Here is a 26948-nt window from a genome sequence, read left to right as displayed (position 1 = left end):
GTTGGCGAATCTGGTGAAGCGAAAGGCTTAGAGGTTTTTGCAGCGATGGCAAAGTGTCGCCAACCCCTCGCCCTTCAGAGATAGCGAGGCGCAAGCAGGATTGCCAGCCTCGCTAGGCAGCCGCACAGCGTACCGATCGTCTCAGGGAGCTACGTCGGCGGTCGGAAAACCGCACGATGCGCCGAGACTGCGATAGGCCTTGGTGAAGCCCTCCATGGATATGCTTCCAACCGGCGCATCGCCAAAGGAGACATCAAGCACCGATGCCCGGCGCATGGCGCGCAGGAGCGCCAGGCTGGTCTTGGCCTGGTTGTCCACGGTCCAGCTGAGCCGGCCGTTGACGGCGCCATCGGAATGGAGCTTGGCGGTGACGCGGCCCTTGTCGTCGCCGAAGGTGGCGGTAACCGACTTGCCGGCCGGCAAGGTCTTGTTGTCGACGGCGATCGTTATGGACGGGTAGGCATCCGGCGGCAGTGCATCGCCATTCGTGATTATGAGCGTCAGAACGCCGCTCTCGCCGCCAGCGCCGATAAAGGCGGTCGAGGCCGCGCAGGTCTTGCGCAGATCCTCACCGGTGTCGACCTCGTCGACCAGGGTCGACCATCTGCCGAAGGTTTCGAGCTTGGGTGCCGCCTGGGCGGGCGCCGCGGGCTCGGGCTGAGGTGCGGGTTGCGCGGGCGCGGCTTGAGCAGGGGCGGTTTGCGCCAAGGCGATGCCGGGGAAAGGCACGGCGATCAAAGCGGCCAGAGCGCCAACGGCGCCAAGGTCGGCGAAACGAAATGGTCGCATCATCAAGGCTCCTGCCGGTCGCCCCGGCCTGCTGAAACGACGCTTGTCGTTGCAGCAGGCGGTAAGACTTCCTACCGCGTCAGCCGAGATAGGGATAGAGCGGGAACCGATCGGTCAGCGCCACGACCTTGGCCTTGACCGCTGCTTCGACGGCGGCATTGCCCTCATCGGAATTGGCGACCTTGAGACCATCCAGCACTTCGGCGATCAGCTTGCCGATCTCGCGGAATTCGGCCTGGCCGAAGCCGCGCGTGGTGCCGGCCGGGGTGCCGAGACGCACGCCCGAGGTGACAAAAGGCTTTTCCGGGTCGAATGGAATGCCGTTCTTGTTGCAGGTGATGTTGGCGCGGCCCAGCGCCGCCTCGGCGCGCTTGCCGGTGGCGTTCTTGGGCCTGAGGTCGACCAGCATAAGATGGTTGTCGGTGCCTCCGGAGACGATGTCGAGACCGGTTTCCTTGAGACTGGAGGCGAGCGCCTTGGCGTTGGCGGCGACGCTCTCGGCATAGACCTTGAAGCTCGGCTTCAGCGCTTCACCGAAGGCAACCGCCTTGGCGGCGATGACATGCATCAGCGGGCCGCCCTGCAGGCCGGGAAACACCGCCGAATTCATCTTCTTGGCGATGTCCTCGTCATTGCAGAGGATCATGCCGCCGCGCGGGCCGCGCAGCGATTTATGCGTCGTGGTGGTCACGACATGGGCATGCGGCAGCGGCGACGGATGCACGCCGCCGGCGACCAGGCCGGCGATGTGCGCCATGTCGACCATCAGATAGGCACCGACCGCATCGGCGATCTCGCGAAACCGCTTCCAGTCCCAGACGCGCGAATAGGCGGTGCCGCCGGCCAGGATCAGCTTCGGCTTGGTCTCATGGGCGGTCTTTTCGATGGCGTCCATGTCGAGCAGATGGTCGTCCTGGCGCACGCCATAGGAGACGACCTTGAACCATTTCCCGCTCATGTTGACCGGAGAACCGTGGGTCAGATGGCCGCCGGAATTGAGGTCGAGGCCCATGAACGTGTCGCCCGGCTGCAAGAGCGCCAGGAACACGGCCTGGTTCATCTGGCTGCCGGAGTTCGGCTGGACGTTGGCGAAGTTGCAGCCGAACAGCTTCTTGGCGCGCTCGATGGCCAGTTCCTCGGCCACGTCGACGAACTGGCAGCCGCCATAGTAGCGCTTGCCCGGATAGCCCTCGGCATATTTGTTGGTCATGATCGAGCCCTGCGCCTCAAGCACGGCGCGGGAAACAATGTTTTCCGAGGCGATCAGTTCGATCTCGTGACGCTGGCGACCGAGTTCGTTGCGGATGGCGCCGAAAATCTCCGGATCGGCATCGGCCAGCGTGGTTTCGAAGAAGGATTCGAATTTGTTCGACACTGCCGCTGCTGTTGCCATGGCCTGCAATCCTCGGGGTTCGGGGGCAATTTTCGATTTATGCAAGTCGTTGTCCCAAAACCGCTGCACACTTTTGGGCGACTTGCATTTGCCGCGCCATTAACACAGTTGTTTTCGCCCCGCCACGTTTGCGGCGCGAAATTTGCTGGCCGGATTGCGCCAGCGAAGCCTTCAGGTCGCTATTTCCTTGCCTTGCGGCCTCTCAGCAAGGCCTCGGTGAGCGTGATCTCGGTAAACAGCGCCTGCGACGTGTGGTCGTTGATCTCGCCGCTGCGAAACATAGCGCGCACGGCCTCGCGCTCGGCCTCGATGCCCGCAAATCTCAGCTCGAGTTCCAGCCTTCCGGCTTCGCGCGCCTCGGCGCGGGCCTCATCGGCTTCGTCCGAGGCGGCGATGCGGCGCCGGTAGCCGGCGACGATGCTGTCGGCGGCGGCAAGCCTGGCACCGGGCACCTCGCCTCCCTCATCATCAGCGGCTCCGGCAATGCTCTCGATGCGCGCGATTGCCGCTTTGGCGGCGCCGACACGCGCCAGCCGCTCCTCGGCGGCGCCGGCATCCTCCCCCGGCTCGACCAGCCCCCTGGCGATCGTCGGCAGAGCGAGGCTGGCGAAGACCAGCGAGCAGATGATGACGCCGGCGGCCAGGAAAATGACCAGGTCGCGCGCCGGAAACGGCGAGCCGTCCGGCATGGCGAGCGGCAGCGACAATATGCCGGCCAGCGTAATGGCGCCGCGCACGCCGGCCACCGAACCGGCGAGCCGCACGCGCAGCCCGAACGGCTCCGCCTTGCGCTTGCCCAGACGCGCGGCGATGCCGGCCGCGATATCGCCGACCCAAATCCATAGGAACCGCAACGCGATCAGGCACAGCGTCAGCGCGATGACGGTCGCGATCGGCTGGAGGATCGGGTGCAGGCTCATGAGCTCCGGCGGCACATGGCGGATGATGTCGGGAAGTTGCAGCCCAAGCACGATGAAGAGAGCGCCGTTGAAAACGAAGGAAAGCGTCGTCCACAGCGACATCGTCTGCATCCGCGCCGAGACGCCGAGGAAGCGAAACACGCCGGAGCCGCCGGTGAGCAGGCCGGCGGTGACAGCCGCCAGGATGCCGGAAGCTCCGACATGCTCGGCGCCGAGATAGGCGATGAAGGGCAGCAGGACCATCACCAGCACCTGCGCCTCGGCCGGGACGCCGCCGATCCGGTTGAGCAATTGCAGCAGCTTGGCGGCAACGAACAGCGCCGCCACGCCGATCAGGATGCCGATCGCCACGGCATAGAGAAAACTGAGCGAAGCCGCGGCAAGGGAAAAGCTGCCGGTCAGCACTGCCGCCACGGCAAAGCGGAACATGACCAGCCCCGACGCATCGTTGAGCAGCGACTCGCCTTCCAGAATGTGCATCAGCCGCGCCGGGACGACATTCCTGTCGACGATCGAGGACACGGCCACCGCGTCGGTCGGCGACAGCACCGCGGCAAGCGCAAAAGCAACGACCAGAGGGATGCTCGGCACCAGCCAATGCAAGGCGTAGCCGAAGCCGACGATGGTGAAGAAGACCAGCCCTATGGCCAGATCCAGGATCGGTCGGCGCAGCGCCATCAGTTCACGCTTCGGCGCGCCATAGGCATCGCCGAACAGCAGCGGCGGGATGAACACCAGCAGGAACAGTTCCGGATTGATCTCGACATGGATGCCGCGCACCGGCCAGGCGAGCGCCGCACCGATCGCAATCTGCAGCACCGGCAACGGCACCCGCACCAGGCGCACCAGAGCGCCGGAAAGCGCCACGAAGACGAGCACGACCAGAATGAAGACAGCGACTTCCATGGTCCGGTTCCAGGCTTTCCTGCCGACCATGCGCAAAGCTGGCCGATCCGTCCAGCCGCCCGTCCCGTGAAAAACGCCGCGGCACCCAATGAAAAAGGCCGCCCTGAGAGGCGGCCCTTTTTATATAAGAATCAAACGTTTATAGCGCAGACGTGATCTGCAGCTCGTTGTTGCCGTCAAGCGCGTAGACGTCATCGCGGAACTGCACGACGCCCGGACCGGTCGACCAGGCCGAGAGATAGAGGAAGTGGACGGGCACCGGATTGGTGACCTGGATCGGCGTGTTTTCACCGGTCTTGATCGCCGCCTCGAAATGCTGGCGGTCCCAGCCGGGCGTGTCGCGCAGGATCCAGGTGACGAGGTCGCGCACATTCTGCACGCGCACGCAGCCCGAGGAATCGAAACGCAACATCTTGCCGAACAGGCTCTGCTGCGGCGTGTCGTGCATGTAGACGCCGTCAGGGCTCGGGAAATTGATCTTCACCGAAGCCATGGCGTTTTCCGAGCCGGGATCCTGGCGGAAACGGTACTTGGCGGCGTCGTCGGTCGACCAGTCCACATTCATCGGATCGACTTCGCTGCCATCGGGCGCGAACAGGCGGATGTGGCTGTTCTTGAGATAATCGGGATCCTTCCGCATCAGCGGAATGATGTCCTTGCGCACGATCGAGACGGGCGCGTTCCAGTATGGATTGACGATGATCTCGTTGATCTTGGAATTGACGATCGGCGTCTGCCGGTCGATTTTGCCGACGATCGCGGTGTGGCGAAGCACGACGCGATCGTTCTCGACCGCTTCGACCTGCGCTGCCGGAATGTCGACTAGCACGTAGCGGCTGCCCAGCGTGCCGGCCTTCTCGCGCAGCCGCTGCAGATTGGTCTGCAGCTGGCCGAGCCGGATCTGCGCCGAAACGTTCATCGCCGCGTAGGTGTATTTGCCCATCGAGCCATCAGCCGGCAGGCCGTGACGCAGCTGGAAGCGCTTGACCGCCGAGTCGACATAGGAATCGAAAGCCGTCGAAATGCCGGCGCTCTGCGACAGGTCGCCAGCAACCATCAGCCGCTTGCGCAGCGGCACCACATCGGGATCATCGACGCCAAGCTGCAGCTTCTTGGTCGCGGGAACCTCGACCCAGCCACCCTGCCCGACGATGTTCTGGTATTGCCCGACCGCCTGTTCCGTGAAGGCGACGGTCTGCGGGCTGAAGATCGGCAGCGTCGAGGCCACCTTGCCACCCTCGCTGGCGCGGGCGTCGAACTGGTCGTCCCAATTGCCGCGCGCCGAGGATTTCAGGATATCACCGATCACATCCTGCGCATTGGCGCCGCCGGCAACAACTGCGGCTGCGAGCGCGGAGGCTCCGGAGAGGAAAAAACGACGGCTGGTTCTCATGGACGTTCCAGACATTGGTAGCAGTTCGATCACTTGCTGCGTTGATCACCGGGCGATCTCGCCCGCACTGTAAAATTGGCAATCTTAACAATTAGCCAACCATGCTCCGCATCACCTTGGTGTGACAGCGCCCAGGCGCGATACGGATTGCGGGTGAACGCATGGCCTTCACACCAGCATCACTGCCTCTCTCGGTTCCACTGGAATATGGCGGCAACGTGGCCTAGCGCCTCAAATCCGACCGGCGGATATTCCGAAAAGAACGGTGCGTGCTTTTTGGGTATCGGGTCAGCGCCGTCGCCGAGCCATCACCGATGGGGTCGGCTGCCGCGCGGCAGGACCCGCAGCCGGCCGGGAATGAACCTGGCTCAGGGCTTTGGACCCGGAGCCTCGAGTTCGGAACATCGTTGCAACACTTGATTCTCAGGGTACCGCAATATCTTGTTGTCATCGAGTTTGAGCAGCAGCGCCCGTCTCTTTTCCACACTGTCGGTATCGTCGGAGCAAGTCAGGTCCAAAATGACGGCGTCCAGGCCTTTGATCTTCTGGATTTTGTCGATTGCGCAGCCGACTTCCCACATTTCCACCGACTTGTGGGTGAACGTCACTCTGGAGTCATTTCCGTCGCACGGGCTGCTGCCTTCCATAGCGAAGGCATCCTTCCACCATTCCTCGGCGAAAGCCGTTTCTGATGCCAGCAATAGTGCCGCCGCGACAAAACAGATCTTGAAACGCCTGCTTCGACCCATCATGCCCCCTTGTGTGGTGACATTAGGCATTGTGGAAGCGAAAGCAAAGCGTGGCCAACCGGGTTCCGGTCAGCTGACACACAGATGAACTCACGTCGCCGTCCGTCGCTAGAAAAAGGCCGATGCCTCTCGGCACCGGCCCTGACTGAAGGTCGACATTTCGGCCGCGCTTCTGTGGCGCGGGCCGGATCTCTGCGCCTTACATGCGGTAGGCGATGGTGTCGTTCCAGAAGCGGTCGAGCCGCTGCAAAGCGCGGTTCATCTGCTTGAACTCGTCGGTGTTGATGCCGCCGACCTGTTCGATCGAGCCGACATGACGCTCGTAAAGACCGGCGACGACCTCGGCCACCTCGTTGCCCTTCGGCGTCAGCGAGACGCGGACCGAACGGCGGTCGATGCGCGAGCGCTGGTGGTTGATGAAACCAAGATCGACCAACTTCTTCAGATTGTAGGAGACGTTGGAGCCGAGATAGTAGCCACGCGAGCGCAGTTCGCCGGCGGTCAGTTCGGAATTGCCGATGTTGAAAAGCAGCAGCGCCTGGATGGCATTGATGTCGGAACGGCCGTTGCGGTCGAATTCGTCCTTGATCACATCAAGCAGGCGGCGGTGCAGCCGCTCAACAAGCTGCAGCGATTCCATGTACAGGGAACGGATAGCCTCGCGGCGATCGTCGGATACGTTGGCGGTCTTCGCCGCCGGACGCGAATTGATCATTGTCTTTGCCTCTCGTTTGTCGCCCTGGTGATTTTTTGTTTTTCACCTTGATCGCGACACTATCGAATACTCATAAAATTCGACTTAAACGCTAGGGCTAACAAGAGCTTACCGGTAAGAGGTTTCGGAAGAGGCTTAACGAACGGTCACCCGAGCAAGGATAATTAACCTAAAGATTTCGGCAACGATTGCGGGGCTCATTCGAGGCGACAGCCGGGCCGCCAATGGGTTCAACGGCTTAGTGGCGGACCGGGCGCTTCTGCAGGTGGATGACGACGCGGAAGACGATGTAGAGCACCGCCACCGCCGCATGCGAGACGACAATCAGCAAGCGGTGGCCGAACAGCTCAGGAAAGCCGGCATACATGACCGTCTCGGTCACCGCGCAAATGAACCAGATCACCGGGCCCCAGGACGCCAGCATCCACAGGCCGGCAGCGGCAAAGGGAAAGAACACGGCGAGCACCACCGCCGCGACCTGCCAGTGCACGGGCATCAGGTCGAAACGCCACAGTGTGCCCGGATAAAAGCCGATCAGCTTGATCCAGTAGAGAATGCCGAACAGCAGGCAGTAGCCCGATATGACGCGCTGGAACCAGGCGAAGATCACCTCCACCCCGGAGGGCTGCAGCACGACGCGCCTTGAGGTCACCTCGCTCATATCAGGAGTTCCCGTTCGCCGAGCGGAGCGAAATAGGCATCGACATCCGCTTCGCTGACCGCAGCCAGGCTTGCCGGCCGCCATTGCGGCTTCGAGCCCTTGTCGATGATGGCGGCGCGGATGCCTTCGTAGAAATCATGGCCGGCGAGCATCCGGTTGAGGATGCGGAACTCCATTTTCATGCAGGCTTCCATGGACAGCGTCAGTCCGGCGCTGATCTGCCGCCAGGCGACGCGCAGGCTGGTCGGCGAGCGGGTGCGGATCGTCGCCAATGTCTTTGCCGCGAACTCGTCGGCGCCAGCCGCACGCTCGAGGCTGTCGATGACGCGGTTGAGGGACGGTTGCGAAAAATGGCGAACAATCGCCTCCAGCGTCGGCCTGTCGGTTTCTCGCCTTGCCTGCACGAAGAAGCCGCGCAGCACCGATTCCGGATCGCCGGTCAACGCCAGCCGGTCGAGGAAGCCAGCCTGGTCCTCGGCCTTGATGGTGTGGGTGGCCAGCCCCGACCACAGCGCATCGCCATAGCGGATGCGATTGCCGGTCAGCGCCAGATACATACCGAAGGAGCCGCCGAGGTCAGGCAGCAGGTGGCTGGCGCCGACATCCGGAAAGAAGCCAATGCCGACTTCCGGCATGGCAAATTGGGCATTCTCGGTCATCACCCGGTGCGAGCCGTGGAAGGAGATGCCGACGCCGCCACCCATGACGATGCCGTCGATCAGGGCGACATAAGGTTTCCTAAAACTGTTGATGCGGGCATTGAGGCGATACTCATCGGCGAAGAACTCGACCGGCGGTTTTCCCGCGCGGCCTGTCTCATAGACATGCAGGATATCGCCGCCGGCCGAAAAGGCCCTCCCCTCTGCCTTGACGACGATGACGTCGACGCCCTGGTCGGCTTCCCACGCGGAAAGAGCAGCGTCGAGCGCCCCGATCATACGGTGCGTCAGCGCATTGAGCGCCTGCGGCCGCGTCAAGGTGACGACGCCGGCCCGGCCCAGATGTTCGAAGCGGATCTCGTCGCCTCCGCCAAAATCCATCGTGAAGAATCCCTCCCCCGGCCGCCGGGACTGAAGTGCTAAAGCGTGGCGCATGGGTGCGTCAATGGCGAGCGCACCGGTGCAAGCTCTGGCCCGGACCAGGAGCCAGTGCTAAAAATCGAGCTGCAATACTGAAAAACTGGATAGAGTTCAGTGCAGCGCGGCTATGGCGGGTCTTCGAACGGGACGATTGTTTATGACTCGATTTTCGCACCTTGCGCCGGTGGCAATCGGGCTGAGCATCTGCTTGACTGTTCACCCGGTCATGGCGGGGACTTTGGAAGACCTCTACAGCTCGCAGACCATCGTCAACGGCAAGTACGAGAAGAACCGCCAGTCCGGCTTCAAGCGCTGCCTCGACGCGGTTCTGGTCCGGGTTTCCGGCGATCAGCGCCTGCCGGCGAAACCCGAGATGGCGGCACTGCGCGACAAGGCCGGCAGCTTCGTCGCTGGCTTTCACTACCGCGACCGCATGGAAGGCATTCCCAACCATGACGATCAGGGCACCTACGATCGGCCCCACAACCTTTACTGCCAGTACAAGCCTGCTGACATCGACCCGGTGCTGGCTTCGCTCGGCAGCAGGCCGTGGCTGACTGAGCGGCCGCGGCTGGCGGTGTTTTTGGCGACCGAGCGCGGAACAATGCATTACGCGCTCGATGCCGATGACGATCGTGGCATGCCGATGCGCGAATCGTTCGGCAATGCAGCCGCACCGCTGGCCATGCAGGTGGCTTTTCCCACGGCAGCGCAGCTGTCGCAGGCCGGATTGGACGATCAGGCGCTTCGCAATGCCGAGATGACGAAGCTCGACACACTGGCGAAGAAGGCCGGCGCCGACCAGGCGCTTTCCGGCAGTCTCGTCTGGAGCGACAAGGAACTGGGCTGGATCGCCGACTGGCAGCTCAAGGCGGGCGACGAGACCTACCGCTGGCAGGTGCGCGGCGTCAATTTCGACGAGGCTTTCCGTGTCGCCATCAGGGGCGCGGCACAGATTCTGTCAGGCAATGGGCAACCCGAATAGACCTCGATCGGATCACTGGCACAATCGTGCCGCATTGGTCAGCGGCGGGAGCTCGTGGTAAAAGCCTGCCCGAACGAGAGTATTTGGCGATGAACAAATTCACCCCCGCAAAGCCCGCCGGCGCGCGCGGCGTCGACGAGATCACCGGCAGCCGCCGTCTGCGCCGCATGCGCAAGGCCGACTGGTCGCGCCGTCTGGTGCAAGAAAACAGGCTCACGGTCGACGACCTGATCTGGCCGATCTTCGTCGTCGACGGCAAGGGTGTCCGCGAGCCGATCGCCGCCATGCCCGGCGTCTTCCGCCTGTCGATCGATCTCGCCGTCAAGGAGGCCGAGCGCGCGGCCAAACTCGGCATTCCGGCACTCGCCACCTTCCCCAATGTGGACATCTCGCTGCGCGACCAGACCGGCTCGCACATCCTCGATCCCGACAATGTCATCAACCGCGCCACCCGTGCGATCAAGGATGCGGTGCCGCAGATAGGCATCATCACCGACGCAGCGCTCGACCCGTTCACCAGCCACGGCCATGACGGCATCCTGCGCGACGGCATCATCGTCAATGACGAGACGGTGGAACAGGTGACCGCCGCTGCCGTCATCCAGGCGGCCGCCGGCGCCGACATCATCGCGCCATCCGACATGATGGACGGCCGCATCGGCGCCATCCGCGACGCGCTCGACGCCAATGGTTTTCAGGATGTGGCGATCATGTCCTATGCGACCAAATTCGCCTCGGCATTCTACGGTCCCTATCGCGAGGCGGTGGGCACCGCCGGTCTGCTCAAGGGCGACAAGAAGACCTATTACATCGACCATGCCAATTCCGACGAGGCGGTGAGAGAGGCCGAACAGGACATCGCCGAGGGCGCCGACATGCTGATGGTCAAGCCCGGCCTGCCCTATCTCGACATCATCCGGCGGCTGAAGGACGAGTTCCAGATGCCGACCTTCGCCTACCAGGTGTCGGGCGAATATTCGATGATCAAGGCAGCAGGCGCCAATGGCTGGATCGACGGCGAGAAGGCAATGCTGGAATCGCTGCTCGCCTTCAAGCGCGCCGGCTGCGACGGCATCTTGACCTATTTCGCTCCAGAAGTGGCGGAACTGCTGAAGGGGTAATTTCTCTTCGCGACGATGGCCGGTCGCGGCGAGCAATGTCGGCCAATCCGCTTCGACATCCATACCAATTTCCGGCTCCTGGCCGGGGAATCCATAGCGAGGGCCGCTTGACCGTTGCCTGGGCTTCGTTAGAGCTTGAAAATACCGCTTGCAATTCACAATCGGTTTGTTACAAAACAACTGCTTGCAAAACACAATCGGTTATCGAGGAGGCTCGCATGTCCAAACTTCGCGTCAACGCTTTCACCCTGTCGCTCGACGGCTATGGCGCCGGTCCCGATCAGGATCTGCAAAATCCGCTCGGCGTCGGTGGGGAATCCTTGCACAAGTGGTTTGTCGACACCCGCACCTTCCGTGAGATGGTGCTCGGACAAGACGGCGGCACCACCGACGTAAACGAGGCGTTCGCGGCGCGCAGTTTCGAAAATGTCGGCGCCTGGATCCTCGGCCGCAACATGTTCGGGCCGATCCGCGGCGAGTGGCCTGACGACAGCTGGAAGGGCTGGTGGGGCGACAACCCGCCCTATCATGTGCCGGTTTTCGTGCTCACCCATCACAAGCGGGAACCGATCACGATGGAGGGCGGCACCACTTTCCACTTCGTCACTGACGGTATCCATTCAGCTCTTGAACAGGCCCAGGCTGCCGCTGGCGGCAAGGACGTGCGGGTCGGTGGCGGCGTCGCTACAATCCGCCAGTATTTGCAGGAAAAGCTCATCGACGAGATGCATCTGGCGGTCTCGCCGCTGCTGCTCGGCTCGGGCGAGAACCTTTTTGCCGGTCTGGACATGCTCAAGCTGGGTTATCTCTGCAGCGAGCAGGTGGCGACGCCGCTCGCCACGCACGTCACCATCAAGCGGGCGTAGTTACAGCTCTTTCTCCCCGACACTATACGGGGAGAAATGCCCGGCAGGGCAATGAGGGGCGGCGCCAACCAGCCGAATAGTATGGCGCCGAAAATGCCATCGAGGGCAATATAACGGCAGAATAGTCTCCTGCCAGCATGGAGAATTTTTTTAGACTCAACTGTCGAAGAAGGTGCCGCCCCTCATCCGCCTGCCGGCACCTTCTCCCATATAGAGACGGGGAGAAGGGAGCGATCCATCAATACTTCTCCGGCACGTAGAGCTCGCGCGGCAGCACCTGGCGCTCGTATTCGGGGTTGAAGACGCGCTCCGGCAGCGTGATCTCCTCGTGCGGCACTTCCTCGTAAGGCAGCTGCTTGAGCAGATGGTCGATGCAGTTCAGCCGCGCGCGCTTCTTGTCGTTGCCCTCGACGATGAACCAGGGCGCTTCCGGGATGTTGGTGCGGGCGAAGGTCTCTTCCTTGGCCTTGGTGTATTGCTCCCAACGCACGCGCGACTGCAGGTCCATCGGCGACAGTTTCCACTGCTTCATTGGGTCATGGATGCGCATCAGGAAGCGCATCTGCTGTTCCTCGTCGGTGATCGAGAACCAGTATTTGACCACGGTGATGCCCGAGCGAACCAGCATGCGCTCGAACTCCGGCACGTCGCGGAAGAATTCTTCGACCTGATCGGGCTGGGCAAAGCCCATCACCCGCTCGACGCCCGAGCGGTTGTACCATGAGCGGTCGAACAGCACGATCTCGCCGCCGGCCGGCAGATGCGGGACATAGCGCTGGAAATACCATTGCGACTTTTCGCGCTCGGTCGGTGCCGGCAGTGCCACGACGCGGCAGATGCGCGGATTGAGCCGCTGGGTGATGCGCTTGATGACGCCGCCCTTGCCGGCCGAATCGCGTCCCTCGAAGATTACCACCAGCTTCTTCTTGTGGTAGGCGACCCAGGACTGCAGCTTGATCAATTCGGACTGCAGTGTGATCAGGTCGCGAAAATACTGCATGCGATCGATCGAAGGCGGATGCGAGTTCTTGTAGATCTTGGCGATCTCCATCGACAGCGCCGGCTCCGACATTTCGAGCTCATAGTCTTCGTCAAGCGTGTCGGCGAGCTCGGCTTCAAGCCAATCCCTGGCCGGAGAATTCTGTTTTAGCTCGGTCATTATCGGCTGCTCCACTTGCAAGCTCTGTCGATCCACGTCCGGCGCCCCAAACTCCCAGCTTGCGGCCCGGGAACGGCAACACCTGAGCCGACTTCAATATAGGCCTGCAATGACGGTTTTATTGCAGCGCGAGCATGGTTACCGCCGCTGTCGATTCAGCCAGGCATGATCCATCCGTCGTGCTGGCATGGAGACACGTCGCCCAAATTGTCCTACAAATAACGGCCACATTCGGGCGCCCTCCCCAGCCCCTTTCCCAACGCAATCGCGAGGATCGACATGGAATACCGCACACTCGGCCGTTCCGGCCTGAAAGTATCGACGCTGACCATGGGCACCATGACTTTCGGCGGCGCCGGCGCGTTTTCGGCTGTCGGCAAGACCGACCTCGACGAAGCGCGCCGGATGATCGACCTCTGCATCGACGCCGGCATCAATGTCATCGACACCGCCAACGTCTATTCGAATGGCATATCCGAAGAAATCATCGGCGAAGCGCTCGGCGGCAAGCGCAAGGGCGACGTGCTGATCGCCTCCAAGGCACGGATGCGGATCGGCAAAGGTCCCAACGATGAAGGCCTGTCGCGCCATCACCTGATCCGCGAATGCGAAAAGAGCCTGAAGCGGCTCAAGACCGACGTCATCGACATCTATTTCCTGCACGAATGGGATGGCGTGACACCGCTGGAGGAAACCATCGGCGCGCTCGACACGCTGGTTGCGCAAGGCAAGATCCGCTATGTCGGCTGCTCCAACTATTCCGGCTGGCAGGTGATGAAGGCGCTCGGCATCAGCGACAGCCATCATCAGCCGCGCTTCGTCACACAGCAGATCCATTACACGCTGGAAGCGCGCGAGGCGGAGTACGAACTGCTGCCGATTTCCATCGACCAGGGGTTGGGCGTTCTGGTCTGGAGCCCGCTCGCCGGCGGATTGCTGTCCGGCAAATACCGCCGCGACAGCCCCACCGCCCGCCAACTCGCGGGCTGGTCGGAACCACCGATCCGCGACGAGGACCGGCTGTGGCGGATCGTCGATGTGCTTGTGGAGATCGGCGCGCAACGCGGCGTGTCGGCAGCGCAGGTGGCGCTGGCCTGGCTGCTTGGCCGGCCGTCCGTCAGTTCCCTGGTGATCGGCGGCAGGACGGAAACGCAGTTCCGGGACAACATCGCGGCGGCAAGCCTGGTGCTTTCCGGCGAGGAGCGCGAGCGCCTCGACGCGGTCAGCCGGCCGCCCTTGCTCTATCCCTACTGGCACCAGCAGCTGACCGCAAAGGACCGTTTTGGTGCCGCCGATCTGGTGATTGACCGAAGCGGCATCTGATCGGCAAATCGATGGCGATGGGTATCGGACGCCGCAATGATGGGCGTGGCCCCTTCATTGCGGCGCGCATCTTGCAAGCCTGGCCATCATCGACGCACTATCGCTTCAGCTGTTGTGTTTGACGGCTAATGCTCCTAGGCAGGACCAGAGCCGCGAGGCAGTGAAAAGGAGCCGATATGGCGCGACCACCAAACTACGATCAGGAACGCAAGGAACGCGACCGCCAGAAGGCGGCCAAGAAGGCCGAGAAGCTGGCAGCCAAGGTTGCAGCGCGGGAACGTTCGAAGCCCGAGGACGAAACCGAAGGCGAAACCGAAACGGCAAAGTGACGGCAAAAGGCCCGCAGATGCGGGCCATGCCTCAATCCAGATAGCCGGCTTGTGTCAGGCCGGCGCCTTGTCGCTGACGAACACGTCCACTTCGCGTGCTGCCGCAATGAAGGCGCGCCTGGCGTTCATCGCCGGCTTGTCGCCGGCCAGTGCGTCATGACAGGCTTGCAGGGCCGCGCGATGCTTGGGGCTGCGCTTGCCGGGCCAGCTGTTGAGGAGGTAGTCGGAAGCCTCACGCGCCGTGCGCAAGAGCTGAGTGCTTCCCGCCGCGACTGACTTCACAGTCACAGGTGTTTCAAATCGGTTGTTTTCCATGGCCGCTCCTTACGCCATCGGCGTCTGCGAAGCGAGGCGAAAGTGCGCATACGTCCAGACGCCGCTTTGCGTCCCTTCATCCACCCCTAAGCAGCAACGACGGCAAAGCCTCTGGCGCGAAGACCGCGCCGATCGTTGGCGAGCGACGTCACCAGCCGGTCGCGGCTGCCGACGATGTGGCCTGAGAGCAGGCGCGCGGCTTCATCGGCGTCGCCAAGGCGTGCCGCCGCCAGTATGGCGCGATGTTCGGCCCAGGCGCGGCTGAGCGCCGCTTCGTCGCGAACCTCCAGCCAGCGCGCCCGCGACAGGCGCGTCATGGCATCGCGCACCGCCCGGAACAGGAATTCATTGCCCGACAGACGCGCCAGTTCGATGTGAAAATCCATGCCGACGCGATGCCATTCCTCGCGCGGCGTGTCGTTGTCGCAGGACTCGAGCATCGCCTCGATGACATCGACGGCGCTCCGGTCCGCCAGGCCGCATGTCAGGCGAAGTGCCGCAACCTCGACTGCTTCCCTATAGACCGCGATCTGCTCGAGTTCAGCCAGATTGATCGGCGACACCGTCCAGCCGCGCCCGTCCCTACCGACCAGCCCCTCGGTCTCGAGCCGCAGAAGTGCTGCCCTGACCGGGGTTCGCGATGCACCGAAACGGCTCTCGATCCAGCGCTCGGTCAGCTTCTCGCCGGGACCGATCTCTAGGCCAAGGATCATCTGCCGAAGCTGTTTTTCGACGCTCTGCATCTGCGACATTGTCGTTTCCACCTTTGGTCGTTTGCTGGCGATTGTCTTGCCGATCACGTTCGACAGGCTGCATTGACAGCGGCCAAGCTTGCGTCCATGACGTGCACCATCTTGGTATCCCAAACTGGTATCCGCAGCAACCCTCGATAAAAGAGTTGCTGGGACAGGACATAAGACATGCAGCAGAGCGCGCCCCCGGCCACCGACAGCACCTACAACATCCACTGGCGGCGCAATCTGTTCGTGTGCTTTGCCGGGTCGTTTTCGACGCTTGTCGCCATGACGCTGCTTTTACCGTTCCTGCCGCTCTATATCGAGCAGCTTGGTGCCGAGGGCCACGCGGCGATCGTGCAATGGTCGGGGATCGCCTATGGCGCGACGTTCTTCGCGGCGGCGCTGGTGGCGCCGCTCTGGGGACGTCTCGGCGACCGCTACGGCCGCAAGGTGATGCTGGTTCGCGCCAGCTTCGGCATGGCCATATGCATGTCGCTGACCGGCATAGTGGAGACCGTCTGGCAGTTGGTGCTGCTGCGGCTGCTGATCGGTTTTGCCGGCGGCTACTCCTCGGGATCGACCATCCTCGTTGCCATGCAGACGCCGAAGGAACGCTCCGGCTGGGCGCTGGGCCTGCTGTCGGCCGGCATCACGGGTGGGGCTCTGGTCGGCCCACTGGTGGGCGGCGCCCTGCCGCCGCTGATCGGCATCCGCGCCACCTTTCTCCTCTCCGGCGGCGTCATCTTCCTGGCGTTCCTGGCGACCACGTTTCTGATCAAAGAGAATCCCCGTCCGAAAACAGCAGACGCCGCGTCGAAGCAGAAGCCGAAAGGCGGCTGGGCACAAATTCCCGACAAACGGCCTGTCGTCGCCATGCTGGCGACCGGCATGCTGTTGAGCTTCGCCACCATGTCGATCGAGCCGATCATCACAGTCTATGTGCAGCAGCTCATCGAGGACCAGAGCCGCGTCACGCTGATATCAGGCGTCGTCATGTCGGCGGCGGCCCTTGGCGCCATCCTGTCGGCCTCGCGCCTCGGCAAGCTCGCCGACCGCGTCGGCCACTGGAACGTCATCATCGGCGCGCTTGCCGTCTCGGCGCTGCTGCTGATCCCGCAGGCCTTCGTCACACAAAGCTGGCAACTCATCGGCCTGCGCTTCCTGATGGGCCTGGCGCTGGGCGGTCTGTTGCCCTGCATCACCAGCGTGATCCGCCACAATGTCCCCGATGGGGTCGGCGGCAATGTGCTCGGATTGTCGATTTCCGCCCAGTATGTCGGGCAAGTCGCCGGCCCCTTGCTGGGCGGCTTTGCCGGCGGTCATTTCGGCATGCGCTCGGTGTTTCTGGGCACATCCGTCTTGATGGCAGGGGGCGCGGTGTATAATTGGCTGGCACAGTCACGCCGCGAGCAGGACATGCTTGCCAACCCCGGCAAGCCCTGACCGGGCCAGGCATATCCCTCGGACATCACGGAGCCCCAGACATGAGCACGGCCGAGCAATTTTCCGGCACCAGCAGCCGTATCCTCGTCCTGTCCGGAGGCCTCTGTGGTGCTGCAGGCGTGGCACTGTCGGCCGCGGCGGCGCATCTGGGCGGCGCCTTCGTCGGCACCGCCGCATCGTTCCTGCTGATGCATGCGCCGGTCTTCCTTGCCGCCGGACTGCTTGGCGCGAACCGGATCCTGCGCATCGGCAGCCTGATCCTGCTGGTTGGGCTTCTGCTGTTCTGCGGCGATCTGCTGGCCCGCGATTTCATCGGGTCGCGGCTGTTCCCGCTGTCGGCGCCGATCGGCGGCACCCTACTTATCGCTGGCTGGCTGGCGATCGCCGCCTCGGCGCTGGTGCGCATGCGTTCCTGACGCCTGCCCGCGCCAAACGTAAAAGCGTGGGCTGCTAGTCCTGCCGGCGCTCGGGCTTGATGAGCAATTCGCGATTGCGTCGCCGCAGCTTGGCCAACCAATGCCGTTGCGGCCTCTTGGAGGCTGGCGCGATGCCCCAATAGTTGCGGTAGATGTCTTCGAACAGATAGCTGACGGGATGCATGATGTGCGCTCCTTTTAGTCCTTGAATCGATCCAATCGACAGGCGCGAAAAACCGACCCGGTCAGCTCCGTTTGCGCTCCACAAGGAACCGCAACTCGCGAACCCATGGGCCGGCTTTGCCACGGCGTTTCTGCGTCGTGGTGTTCGACGAGATGCTCCAGTCGTTGCGGTAAATGTCTTCGAACAGAAAATTGACGGGATGCATGACACAACTCCCTGCTTAATGTTGAATCGATCCAATTCCGATAGCCGGCATTTCCTTGGATCGATTCAAACATAGGCCTTGTCGAGGCTTCGATCAAGTCAAAATTTGAACCGATCCAACGAAAGTGTTAGATGGGAGGAATCCAGGAGACGAAGATGGCGCCACTTATCTCTGCAAAGACAAGACCGGTCCGGCTGGCGGACATCGCCAAGGCGGCCGGCGTGTCGCACGGCACCGCGTCCAACGTGTTCGCCCGTCCGGAGATCGTGCGCGAGGAGGTTCGCGAGCGGGTCAAGGCGGCAGCCGAGGCCATGGGATATGGCGGACCGGATCCCAAGGGCCGGCTGCTGCGCGCCGGCAAGGTCAACGCGATCGGTGTGGCGACCGCGGAACCCCTCTCCTATTTCTTCGACGACCCCTTTGCCCGGGTGATGATGGCCAGCATCTCGCAGGCCTGCGACGCGACCGGTGCGGGGATTTCGCTGGTCTCCGCAGCCAACAACGAACAGCTTGCCTGGAACATCCAGAGTGCGCTGGTCGACGGTTTCATCGTCTTTTGCGTCGATGGCGGTTCAAGGCTGGTCGAACTGGCGCGTGAACGCAAACTCCCTTTTGTCGCGCTCGATCTCGATTCGGACGACGACGACGCCGTTGCAGCGATCGGCGTCGACAACATCGCCGGGGCTGGCCTGGCGGCCCGCCACCTGACCGAACTCGGACATCGCCGCTTTGCCGTGCTTACCCTGCCCTGTGCCGACGCAGGCTTCGGCCCTACCACAAGCGAGCAGGTGGAAATGGCCCTCTACTCGGCTACGCGCGACCGCTTGCGTGGCTATTTCGCCGAACTCTCCCGGGTCGGCGTCGACGTCTCGCGGGTGCCGATCTACGAAACCGTCAATGACGAGGAGAGCGTTTGGGCCGGCCTCGACCATATTTTCGCCGGTGCCGAGATGCCGACAGCCATCCTGGCCATGTCGGACAGGATGGCGCTCCATGCGCTGGACTGGCTGCGGCAGCACGACATCTCGGTACCGGGCGATGTTTCGGTCGTCGGCTTCGACGGTGTTCCGGAGGGGGCGGTTTCCAAGCCGCCGCTGACCACGATCGTCCAGCCGATCGCCGAGATGGGCCGTCTTGCCGTCAAGGCGATCCTTGAAAATGACGGTTCGTTCAGCCGGCAATCGCTGCCGGTCCAACTCGTGGTGCGAGCCTCATCCGGTCCCTCGCCCGCCTGAGCTGGCGACGCCTCAACGGCCCATTCTTGTCGCCATGGCCGGCATCGCGAAGGATGCAGCATGGACTGGCGGTGCGGCGTTGTGAGCCGGCCTGCTTTTGCCGGACCAGCCGAGGCCCGATAGCCATTCGAGATAGTAGGCGAGCGCGAACTGCATGACGATGCCGGCCGATATCAACAGGCTGTCATAGGCAAACCCGCCCGGATTGATCAGCTTCAGCACCTGCGCCGCCATCGCAAGCACCGTGCCGGCAATGAAAACCGGCAGCGATCGTTTGCCCAATATGGCAAGCGGATGATCGCGCCCGGTGCGAAACAGGTTCGAGACCGCCGGGAATGCCACGATCAGGTAGCTCACCGCCAGTATATGCAGCAGCCTCGGCAGCGACAGGAACGTCTTGTCGAAACCGGTCAGCACCGGAGGCAGGCCAAGCCAGGAGATATGCCCCCAAAGCGGGCTGTGCACCCAGACCAGTGCGGCTGCGGAGTAGGCCAAGGCCGCGCCAACCAGCCAGCGATTGACCGGGATGGTGCCGCCGCGACGCACATGCAATGCACCTGCCAGGCCGATGTTGAAAAGGAACTGCCACGACAGCGGGTTGAGAAACCAGAAGCCGGGCTCGGGATAGTTGGGCGGAGCGATCTGATAAATCCCCGCGACCAGCCACAGGGCGCCGGATGCGACCAGTGCCAGGACCGGCCGATAATTCACAATGAGCAGGAACACCGGCGCCAGCAAGAGCAGCACCGCATAGACGGGCAGTATGTTGTTGTAGCCGAGTTGGTGGCCGAGCGTCACGATGCCGATCAGCACCTGCGGCGTATTCTTGATCAACGGCTCGATGTTGATCATCGTCAGAAGCTCCGGCCGCCTGGCAAACACCGCCGCGGCGCAGAAAATGGCCATCACCACCATGGTGGTGACGATGTGGGTGGCATAAAGCACACCGGCGCGGCGCAACATCTTCAGGGTTGCCAGCAGCCGGTTTCCAGGCTCGAATTTCCTGCCATAGGCGAGCGCGACCGAGATGCCGGAGATCAGCACGAAGACCTCCGCCGCATCGGAAAAGCCGAAATTCTTGTAGGTCAGATACTCGAAGGCGGTACCTGGCACATGGTCGACATAGATGGTCAGCAAAGCGAGAGCACGGAGCACGTCTATGCGCGTGTCGCGCTCAGTGCGATCCGGGACACGCGCATCGCGGTCCGACACGCGCGACTCGCGGTCTGTGACACGCGCATCGCGGTCCGGGGAAATCTGGGTGGTCATCGACAAAAAGGCCTCAAAGCTGGTTGTTCATACCGGGCAATGCGACCCCCGGCGCACCGCTTCGATTCCTCCCGAAGGGATCTTATCGGCGGAGAAACGGACTGTAATGCGCCCGGTTCAATCAACTTTCGCGGAGCTTGAAAATATTGCGTTTTGAAGCCGGCAAATTGAGCGAAACCTCATATAATCAAGAGGATGCGCGATGATCCAAGAGACCTCACAAGATGGTGCGTTGCGGCGTGATTTCGCCTTCCACCACCGCCTTTACAGCCCGGCGGATTCAACCGGCGAGTGCTTCTTCCTGCTGCATGGGTCGGGTGTCGACGAGACGACACTGGTGCCGCTGGCGCGAGAGATCGCACCGCGTGCCACGCTCATCGCGGTGCGTGGCCGCGTTGTCCAGGAGGATGGTTTCCGCTGGTTCGCGCGCATCACGCCGACGCGCTTCGAACAGGCAAGCATTCGCACCGAAACCGAGGCCTTTGCGGGCTTCGTCGCCGACGCGGCCACACGTCACCATCTCGACCTCTCGCGCACAATTTTCCTCGGCTATTCGAACGGCGCCAATCTGGTTTCGAGCCTGATGCTGCTGCATCCGGGCCTTGTCGAGCGCGCCGCGCTGCTGCGGCCGATGCCGGTGCTCGATGACGTGCCGGCGACGGATCTGTCAAAGGTGCGGGTGCTGATGATCGCCGGCGCCACCGACCTCACCTATGCGCCTTTCGCCCCTGCTCTGGTGACATTGCTCAGTCGGCATGGCGCCGAGATCGACGCCAGGATTGTCCCGTCAGGTCATGAATTCGGCAGCGCCGACGCCGCAATCGTCAGGCAATGGCTGTCGGGATCGGCAGCGGTGGCGATGGCAGGCTGACGGACTCACCAGCATGACCAGCCGCCTACCCTCGCCCCATCCTGTTCCAGGCATCCAGCCCGGCGATCTTGTAGGCTTCGGCGAGCGTCGGATAGTTGAAGGTGTTGTTGACGAAGAAGTCGACGGTGCCGCCGAGGTTGATCACCGCCTGGCCGATGTGGATGAGCTCGGTGGCGCCCTCGCCGATGATGTGCGCGCCGAGCAGACGGCGCGTTTCGATCGAGAACAACAATTTCAGGAAGCCGGTGTTGACGCCCATGATGTGGCCGCGCGAGGTCTCGCGAAAACGCGCCACGCCGACCTCATAGGCCGCACCGCTCTCACGCACCTGTTCCTCGGACTGGCCGACCGTCGAGATTTCCGGCACCGCGTAGATGCCATAGGGAAAGGTTTCCGGTGGCGGCGGCAACGGCACGCCGAAGGCATGGCAGGCCGCCACCCTGCCCTGCTCCATCGACGTCGAGGCCAGGCTCGGAAAGCCGATGACGTCGCCGGCGGCATAGATGTTCGGCACGCTGGTCTGGAAGGATTGCGGATCGACCTTGATGCGCCCCCTGGAGTCGGCGTCGATGCCGACGACATCCAGGCCCAGGCTGCCGACATTGCCGGTGCGGCCGGCGGCGTAGAGCACGACCTCGGAACGGATGGTGCGGCCATCGGCCAGTTCCACTTCGGCGGCGTCCGGCTTGGAGCGGATTTCCTTGACCGCGCTGCCCAGCCGGATGGTCATGCCGCGATCGCGCATCTGGTGGATGAAATCGTCGACGATCTCGCGGTCGACGAAATCGAGGATGGAGTTGCGCGGCTCGACCAGCGTTACCGGGACGTCGAGCGCGGAAAAGATCGTCGCATATTCGACGCCGATGACGCCGGCGCCGATCACGGTCAGCGTACGCGGCAAGCGATCAAGCTCCAGCATCTCATCGCTGTCGAAGATTCGGGTCTTGTCGAAAGGCACATCGCGCGGCCGGTGTGGCCTGGTGCCTACTGCGATCAGCGCATTGGCAAAACCAACCTCGCTGTAATCGCCTGTGTCGGTGGTCAGGCTGACCTTGTTGGGGCCAAGGAATTTCACCGCGGCTCGGGCGCTCTTGACGGTGTTGCGCATGAACTGGTGCTGCAGCACCTCGACCTCATGGTCGAGCGTCTTGTGCAGGCGCTCGACCAGATCGCCGACCGAGATATCCTGCTTGACCCGGTAGCCGCGCCCGTAGAAGCCACGCTCGCGCCAGCCGGAAAGATTGAGCACCGTTTCGCGCAGCGTTTTCGATGGGATGGTGCCGGTATGCACCGAGACACCGCCCAGACGCCGGCCGCGGTCGACCACCAGCACCGACTTGCCGAGCTTGGCCGACTGTACCGCGGCACGGCGACCGGAAGGGCCGCTGCCGATGACCAGCATGTCGTAGTCCATATTGCCCCGTCCCCTACCCCTAGCGCTGTTGCGCCACCTGTGCGCTTTGCTGCGCCGCAGCAAGCTAATGCTATCCGCGCCGCAAATTCAACCGGTTCAGATTGCACCCGACGCCATCGAAGCCAGTGCACCGCAAGAAGCCCGATCTTGATTCCGCCACGGGCCTTCACCATTTCATGGCTGAGCGGTCCGCACCCTATGTCGGACCTTGTTACGAGGAAATGACATGAACGCGCGCGTTCTCGACGGCGAAATCATCACCAGCAGGCTCGATGATGTCAGGGCCTATGACGGCGTGCGCACGAAGCGCATCCTGGCCTTCGTCATGGACTATGTCATCGTCGCGCTGCTCACCATCCCGTTTGCCATTCTGGTGTTCTTCCTCGGGCTTTTGACCCTCGGACTTGGCTGGATGCTGTTCGGCATCCTGATACCGACTGTGGCCATCCTCTACATCTGGAACACGCTGGGCAGCACCGACCAGGCCACCACGGGCATGAAGATGATGGGCATCCGGCTCGACCGGCTCGACGGCAGGCCGATCGACGGCCTCACCGCGGTCGTCCATTCGGTGCTGTTCTGGGCCGGCAACGTCATCCTGTCGCCGCTCGTCCTGCTGGTGACGCTGTTTTCCGACCGCAAGCGCACCTTGCACGATCTTTTGCTTGGCACGGTCGTCAGCCGCACCGACCGCTGAAACGGCCCTGTGAAGAGCAGTCGCAACCGATTGAGCACAAATGTGAAGGCGTCGAGTCGACCACGCCCACATAATCCTGTTGAATTTTTCGCCGTCCGCGCCAAAGGTAGAGCGATTCGAAGGAGTGTTTCCAAGGCTCGATGACGCAGCATCCGACCCAGTCGCCGCAGTTCTTCCTGACCGCGCCGTCGCCGTGCCCCTATCTCGACGGCCAGTTCGAGCGCAAGGTGTTCACGCACCTGGTTGGCGACAAGGCGGCGGAGATGAACGACCTCTTGACGCAAGGCGGCTTCCGGCGCTCGCAGAACATCGCCTACAGGCCGGCCTGCGAGACCTGCCGCGCCTGCGTTTCGGTACGCATCCTCGCCCAGGAATTCGTCGCCAGCCGCAACATGAAGCGCGTGCTGCAGCACAATTCCGACCTCGTCGGCCACATGCACAATGCCGAGCCTTCGACCGAACAATATTCCCTGTTCCGCAGCTATCTCGACGCCCGCCACCGCCGTGGCGGCATGTCCGACATGACGGTGCTCGACTATGCGATGATGGTCGAGGATACTCATGTCGACACCAAGGTGATCGAGTATCGGCGGCGTGGACCCGACACCTTCATCACCGGCAAGGGACAGGGCGAGTTGATCGCGGTGGCGCTCACCGACAAGATGGCCGATGGCCTGTCGATGGTCTATTCCTACTTCAATCCCGATTTCGAGGAACGGTCGCTCGGCACGTTCATGATCCTCGACCACATCGCCCGCGCCAGGGCGATGGGCCTGCCCCATGTCTATCTCGGCTACTGGGTCAACGGCTCGCGCAAGATGAATTATAAGATGCGCTTCATGCCGCAGGAGCATCTCGGCCCGAAGGGCTGGGAGCGCTACACCAACGAAGCGGTCGCGCGCTGATTACTCTTTCCCAAGTCCGGGCTTAAACATTTTCAATCGAGACGATGCTGGTCTTTCCGCTGGTTGGCGGAGAGCGTGCGATTGCGCCGGTCCGCCATCCTCTCCCGAATTCATTGTGAAAGTCGCTGCATGTCGTCTCACGATACTCACACCAAAGGACTTCTGCTCACCGCATTCGGCGGGCTGACGCTGACCGTGGACATCCCGCTGATCCGGCTCGCCCACGGCGAGGCGTGGACAATCTTGCTGCTGCGCACCGGCTGCACCTTGGCCGCGGCACTGATCATGTGGACCATCTGGCGCTCGTTCAGCAAGAATGCGCCGCAGCTGATACCTGGCTGGTCGGGCCTGATCGTTGCCGCGATCTACGGGCTCGGCGCGATTGCGTTCATCACAGGCGTCTACAACACCTCGACCGCCAACCTGGTGTTCATCCTGGCCTTCACAACCATGTTCGCCGCGCTGCTTTCATGGGTGTTCCTGAAGGAGCGGCCGCGGCCGCTGACCCTTGCGGCATTGGCCATGATGATCGTCGGGGTCGTCATCATCGTCGGCGATTCCGTCGGCACCGGACATCTGTTCGGCGATCTGATGGCGTTGTGTTCGGCCTTCCTGATCGCCTGCGCCATCACCATCTCGCGCGCCAGCGGCAAGGATATGGGCTTTACCTCCCTGATCGGCGTCGTCCTGCCTTTCGGGCTGGCGGCATTCATGGTCTCCAAGACCGGCTTTCAGGTGGAGGCGCCCTGGTGGATCATCCTCAACGGCGCGCTCGTCATGCCGATAGCGTTCTTCTGCCTTGCCGCCGGGCCGAAATACATTTCGGGCCCTGAAGTGGCGATGTTCTACCTGCTCGAAACCGTGCTGGCGCCGGTCTGGGTGTGGATGATCTTTGCCGAAACACCGACGCGCAACAGCCTGATCGGCGGCACGATCCTCATCGTCACGCTGATCGCGCATTCGCTGTGGCAACTGCACGAGGGACGCAAGCGGCGTGGCGACCTTGCGGTGCAACATCCGGTCTGAGCACCTTAGTGCCGATATGCTAGGTGCGATCAACCGGTTGCCGTATCTGAAAAAGGCTCTGCAACGATCTGGTATTCGTCCTCATAGATGACATATCCCAGACGAGAACTCTTCATGACGTCAACATGATGCCCATGCTGCGCAAGGAGCGCTGCCAGGTCAAAGGCCCTTGCCAGATGTTCCGTTGCCGTTGGTTTGAACCAGCTCAATCCTTGGGTCGTCTCTCTCCGGTAGAAACCTTTCGATCTTGAGAGGTTGAAACGCGGCGGTATTGCGAGGTTCTGTCGAAACCAGGCAAGACTGTCTTCCAGCTGATCCAGCGTATGTCGGTCAACATCCGGTTGACCCCGCAATTCATAGGCAGCGCCAAAAAAACCTTCGCGCGCATGCGTTCCCTTGATGGCATTTGACCGAACAAATCGCAAAAACATGCGCAGATATTATTTCTGACCGGAAATGGATCAATAGTCGCTCAGGGTCGCTGCGGACAGTTCAATTCAGGCGCTAGCCTTTTTATCGGCGACGATCTCGATCTGCTGCGGACTACCCTCCAGCTCCACCGGTGCCGCGGCCCCAAGCTCGTCGGTCAACTCCACCTCGCGCAGCCATTCGCGCCAGATCGCGACCAGCAGGGCCATCAGCACCGGGCCGATGAACAGGCCGAGAAACCCCATGGTCTTGACGCCGCCGATCAGGCCGAAAAATGTCGGCAGGAAGGGCAGTTTTATCGGCCCGCCGACGAGCTTCGGGCGCAGTGTCTTGTCGACGATGAACAGCTCGATCGCGCCCCAGAGGAACAGCGCCAGCCCGGCCATCGGCGACCCGCTGGCGGCGAGGTAGATCGAGACCAGCGTGAACGACAATGGCGCACCGCCGGGGATCAGCGCCATGACGCCGGTCAAGGCGCCAAGCGTCACCGGCGACGGCACGCCGGCCAGCCAGTAGGCGATGCCCAGCACCAGGCCTTCGCCGATGGCGATGACGGTCATGCCGGTCACGGTCGACGAGATCGTCGCCGGCACGACGCGCGAGATGCGTTCCCATCTGGTCGGCAGGATGCGTTCGCCGAGACGGTCGACCTGGCCAGCAAAATGCTCGCCGTCGCGATAGGCGAAGAACAGCGCGATCATCATGAACAACAGTGTCAGGAGCAAGCCGAAAGCACTGCCGCCTGCGGCCAGCACGCCGCGATAGATGCTGCCGATGTTGGCGCCGCTGACCAGCTGGATCAGTTCACCAATGCCGCCTGGATGGCCGAAATTGGTCGTCCATTGCTGGTTCAGCCACTCGCCCACGACAGGCATGGTGGCGATCCAGTGCGGCGTCACCGCGCCGTGACGGTTGGTCTCGATCGCCCAGGCGACCCATTCGCGGACCTCGTTGATCGCATAGGTGCCGGCGAGCGCGATCGGTATCACCAGGAAGGCGAGGATGAAGAGGATGGCAAAGGTCGCGGCGATGGTGCGGTTGCCACTGACTGCGACGAGCAGGCGGCGGTAAAGCGGCCAACTGGCGAAAGCGATGACGAGCGCCGCCAGCACCGGGAACAGGAAGCCGTGGAAGAAATAGACGCCGGCGGCGACGATCAGCACCAGCAGCCAACGCGCCGCCGACAGCGGCGGAATGACGGCGGACCGCAGCGGCGTCGACAGGCCGAACAGGCGCTGCTGCCGTTCCGGTTTCTGGATTCTTGTTTCCTTCAAACGCCTGGCTCTCCCAAACACCCCTCCTGTCTATGCACTGATATAGTGCAGCAATCGTGACGATAGTCCAAATGATTGGGTAGCGTCTCTCCTTCTCCCCCTGTGGGAGAAGGTGGATCGGCGCGCAGCGCCGAGACGGT

29 protein-coding genes are annotated in these 26948 nt (G+C 62.5%); 12 read left to right on the top strand and 17 right to left on the bottom strand.

Annotated elements, in window-relative coordinates; translation table 11 throughout:
- Positions 1–141: 141 nt before the first annotated feature.
- The 8 genes from MESCI2_RS0121480 to MESCI2_RS0121445 all read right to left on the bottom strand — a co-directional run bounded on the left by MESCI2_RS0121480 (position 142) and on the right by MESCI2_RS0121445 (position 8566).
- A complete protein-coding gene (locus MESCI2_RS0121480) occupies positions 142–792 on the bottom strand; it encodes a hypothetical protein (protein ID WP_027038376.1) in 651 nt (216 codons plus the stop codon).
- Positions 793–868: 76 nt separating this feature from the next.
- Positions 869–2182, bottom strand: a complete 1314-nt coding sequence (gene glyA / locus MESCI2_RS0121475; protein WP_013532252.1) for a serine hydroxymethyltransferase — start codon at positions 2180–2182, stop codon at positions 869–871.
- A gap of 179 nt (positions 2183–2361) precedes the next feature.
- Positions 2362–4008, bottom strand: a complete 1647-nt coding sequence (locus MESCI2_RS0121470; RefSeq protein ID WP_027038375.1) for a Na+/H+ antiporter — start codon at positions 4006–4008, stop codon at positions 2362–2364.
- A 139-nt stretch (positions 4009–4147) separates the two neighbouring features.
- Positions 4148–5401, bottom strand: coding sequence for a L,D-transpeptidase family protein (locus MESCI2_RS0121465; protein ID WP_027038374.1), 1254 nt, complete (start codon positions 5399–5401; stop codon positions 4148–4150).
- Positions 5402–5769: 368 nt separating this feature from the next.
- Positions 5770–6180 (bottom strand): hypothetical protein, encoded by a 411-nt coding sequence (locus tag MESCI2_RS0121460; RefSeq protein ID WP_245270411.1) that lies wholly within the window; start codon positions 6178–6180, stop codon positions 5770–5772.
- A 169-nt stretch (positions 6181–6349) separates the two neighbouring features.
- Positions 6350–6865, bottom strand: a complete 516-nt coding sequence (gene ldtR / locus MESCI2_RS0121455; RefSeq protein ID WP_008875359.1) for a transcriptional regulator LdtR — start codon at positions 6863–6865, stop codon at positions 6350–6352.
- A 238-nt stretch (positions 6866–7103) separates the two neighbouring features.
- A complete protein-coding gene (locus MESCI2_RS0121450; protein WP_027038372.1) occupies positions 7104–7526 on the bottom strand; it encodes a DUF6163 family protein in 423 nt (140 codons plus the stop codon).
- The gene (locus tag MESCI2_RS0121445) at positions 7523–8566 is read right to left on the bottom strand and encodes an enoyl-CoA hydratase/isomerase family protein (RefSeq protein WP_027038371.1); all 1044 of its coding nucleotides are present in this window, start codon (positions 8564–8566) and stop codon (positions 7523–7525) included. The genes MESCI2_RS0121450 and MESCI2_RS0121445 overlap by 4 nt, the downstream gene beginning before the upstream one ends.
- A 196-nt stretch (positions 8567–8762) precedes the next feature.
- Between MESCI2_RS0121445 and MESCI2_RS0121440 the strand changes: the two genes are divergently transcribed.
- The 3 genes from MESCI2_RS0121440 to MESCI2_RS0121430 all read left to right on the top strand — a co-directional run bounded on the left by MESCI2_RS0121440 (position 8763) and on the right by MESCI2_RS0121430 (position 11577).
- The gene (locus MESCI2_RS0121440) at positions 8763–9590 is read left to right on the top strand and encodes a DUF2066 domain-containing protein (RefSeq protein WP_027038370.1); all 828 of its coding nucleotides are present in this window, start codon (positions 8763–8765) and stop codon (positions 9588–9590) included.
- An 89-nt stretch (positions 9591–9679) separates the two neighbouring features.
- Positions 9680–10711, top strand: coding sequence for a porphobilinogen synthase (hemB, locus tag MESCI2_RS0121435; protein WP_027038369.1), 1032 nt, complete (start codon positions 9680–9682; stop codon positions 10709–10711).
- A gap of 218 nt (positions 10712–10929) precedes the next feature.
- Positions 10930–11577 carry a dihydrofolate reductase family protein gene (locus MESCI2_RS0121430; protein ID WP_027038368.1) on the top strand — a complete coding sequence of 216 codons (648 nt, stop codon included), beginning with the start codon at positions 10930–10932 and terminating at the stop codon, positions 11575–11577.
- A gap of 238 nt (positions 11578–11815) precedes the next feature.
- On the opposite strand, the gene ppk2 is transcribed toward MESCI2_RS0121430, so the two are convergent.
- Positions 11816–12736, bottom strand: a complete 921-nt coding sequence (ppk2, locus tag MESCI2_RS0121425; protein WP_027038367.1) for a polyphosphate kinase 2 — start codon at positions 12734–12736, stop codon at positions 11816–11818.
- A 279-nt stretch (positions 12737–13015) separates the two neighbouring features.
- On the opposite strand from ppk2, the gene MESCI2_RS0121420 reads away from it, so the two are divergent.
- A complete protein-coding gene (locus tag MESCI2_RS0121420) occupies positions 13016–14059 on the top strand; it encodes an aldo/keto reductase (RefSeq protein ID WP_027038366.1) in 1044 nt (347 codons plus the stop codon).
- A gap of 176 nt (positions 14060–14235) precedes the next feature.
- Positions 14236–14388, top strand: a complete 153-nt coding sequence (locus tag MESCI2_RS1000000137085; RefSeq protein ID WP_081738829.1) for a hypothetical protein — start codon at positions 14236–14238, stop codon at positions 14386–14388.
- A 54-nt stretch (positions 14389–14442) separates the two neighbouring features.
- Here the strand turns inward: MESCI2_RS1000000137085 and MESCI2_RS0121410 are convergent, their stop codons facing one another.
- Both MESCI2_RS0121410 and MESCI2_RS0121405 read right to left on the bottom strand, forming a co-directional pair.
- On the bottom strand, positions 14443–14676 hold the full coding sequence (locus tag MESCI2_RS0121410; protein WP_244506945.1) for a DUF982 domain-containing protein: 234 nt from the start codon (positions 14674–14676) through the stop codon (positions 14443–14445).
- A gap of 113 nt (positions 14677–14789) precedes the next feature.
- The gene (locus MESCI2_RS0121405) at positions 14790–15455 is read right to left on the bottom strand and encodes a GntR family transcriptional regulator (protein ID WP_027038365.1); all 666 of its coding nucleotides are present in this window, start codon (positions 15453–15455) and stop codon (positions 14790–14792) included.
- A gap of 168 nt (positions 15456–15623) precedes the next feature.
- Between MESCI2_RS0121405 and MESCI2_RS0121400 the strand changes: the two genes are divergently transcribed.
- Together MESCI2_RS0121400 and MESCI2_RS0121395 are read left to right on the top strand one after the other, a co-directional pair.
- Entirely contained in the window at positions 15624–16883 is a 1260-nt protein-coding gene (locus tag MESCI2_RS0121400; RefSeq protein ID WP_027038364.1) for a multidrug efflux MFS transporter, read from the top strand.
- Between the two features lie 41 nt (positions 16884–16924).
- Positions 16925–17299, top strand: a complete 375-nt coding sequence (locus tag MESCI2_RS0121395; protein ID WP_027038363.1) for a DUF423 domain-containing protein — start codon at positions 16925–16927, stop codon at positions 17297–17299.
- Positions 17300–17333: 34 nt separating this feature from the next.
- Here MESCI2_RS0121395 and MESCI2_RS1000000137080 read toward each other — a convergent pair whose 3' ends face one another.
- Complete coding sequence (locus tag MESCI2_RS1000000137080) at positions 17334–17483, bottom strand: hypothetical protein (RefSeq protein WP_081738828.1); 150 nt, start codon at positions 17481–17483, stop codon at positions 17334–17336.
- Positions 17484–17544: 61 nt separating this feature from the next.
- The gene (locus MESCI2_RS1000000137075) at positions 17545–17688 is read right to left on the bottom strand and encodes a hypothetical protein (protein WP_081738827.1); all 144 of its coding nucleotides are present in this window, start codon (positions 17686–17688) and stop codon (positions 17545–17547) included.
- A 155-nt stretch (positions 17689–17843) separates the two neighbouring features.
- On the opposite strand from MESCI2_RS1000000137075, the gene MESCI2_RS0121380 reads away from it, so the two are divergent.
- A complete protein-coding gene (locus tag MESCI2_RS0121380; protein WP_027038362.1) occupies positions 17844–18923 on the top strand; it encodes a LacI family DNA-binding transcriptional regulator in 1080 nt (359 codons plus the stop codon).
- 12 nt (positions 18924–18935) lie between these two features.
- On the opposite strand, the gene MESCI2_RS0121375 is transcribed toward MESCI2_RS0121380, so the two are convergent.
- On the bottom strand, positions 18936–20192 hold the full coding sequence (locus MESCI2_RS0121375; RefSeq protein WP_027038361.1) for an OpgC family protein: 1257 nt from the start codon (positions 20190–20192) through the stop codon (positions 18936–18938).
- Between the two features lie 202 nt (positions 20193–20394).
- Here MESCI2_RS0121375 and MESCI2_RS0121370 point away from each other — a divergent pair, with 202 nt between their 5' ends.
- Positions 20395–21063 (top strand): alpha/beta hydrolase, encoded by a 669-nt coding sequence (locus tag MESCI2_RS0121370; protein ID WP_027038360.1) that lies wholly within the window; start codon positions 20395–20397, stop codon positions 21061–21063.
- A gap of 25 nt (positions 21064–21088) precedes the next feature.
- Here the strand turns inward: MESCI2_RS0121370 and sthA are convergent, their stop codons facing one another.
- Entirely contained in the window at positions 21089–22477 is a 1389-nt protein-coding gene (gene sthA / locus MESCI2_RS0121365) for a Si-specific NAD(P)(+) transhydrogenase (protein WP_027038359.1), read from the bottom strand.
- Positions 22478–22703: 226 nt separating this feature from the next.
- Between sthA and MESCI2_RS0121360 the strand changes: the two genes are divergently transcribed.
- The 3 genes from MESCI2_RS0121360 to MESCI2_RS0121350 all read left to right on the top strand — a co-directional run bounded on the left by MESCI2_RS0121360 (position 22704) and on the right by MESCI2_RS0121350 (position 25105).
- Positions 22704–23174, top strand: a complete 471-nt coding sequence (locus MESCI2_RS0121360) for an RDD family protein (RefSeq protein ID WP_027038358.1) — start codon at positions 22704–22706, stop codon at positions 23172–23174.
- Between the two features lie 140 nt (positions 23175–23314).
- Complete coding sequence (locus MESCI2_RS0121355; protein WP_023810205.1) at positions 23315–24079, top strand: arginyltransferase; 765 nt, start codon at positions 23315–23317, stop codon at positions 24077–24079.
- A gap of 129 nt (positions 24080–24208) precedes the next feature.
- Complete coding sequence (locus MESCI2_RS0121350; RefSeq protein WP_027038357.1) at positions 24209–25105, top strand: DMT family transporter; 897 nt, start codon at positions 24209–24211, stop codon at positions 25103–25105.
- Positions 25106–25134: 29 nt separating this feature from the next.
- On the opposite strand, the gene MESCI2_RS1000000137070 is transcribed toward MESCI2_RS0121350, so the two are convergent.
- Entirely contained in the window at positions 25135–25536 is a 402-nt protein-coding gene (locus tag MESCI2_RS1000000137070; RefSeq protein WP_027038356.1) for a hypothetical protein, read from the bottom strand.
- Positions 25537–25602: 66 nt separating this feature from the next.
- Entirely contained in the window at positions 25603–26808 is a 1206-nt protein-coding gene (locus MESCI2_RS0121340) for an AI-2E family transporter (RefSeq protein ID WP_027038355.1), read from the bottom strand.
- Positions 26809–26948: the final 140 nt, after the last annotated feature.

Origin of the sequence: Mesorhizobium ciceri WSM4083 (assembly GCF_000519305.1) — a bacterium.
Classification (GTDB): domain Bacteria; phylum Pseudomonadota; class Alphaproteobacteria; order Rhizobiales; family Rhizobiaceae; genus Mesorhizobium; species Mesorhizobium ciceri_B.
Note: the sequence above shows the minus strand (reverse complement) of the source record. Positions and strands in the feature narration are given on the sequence as shown.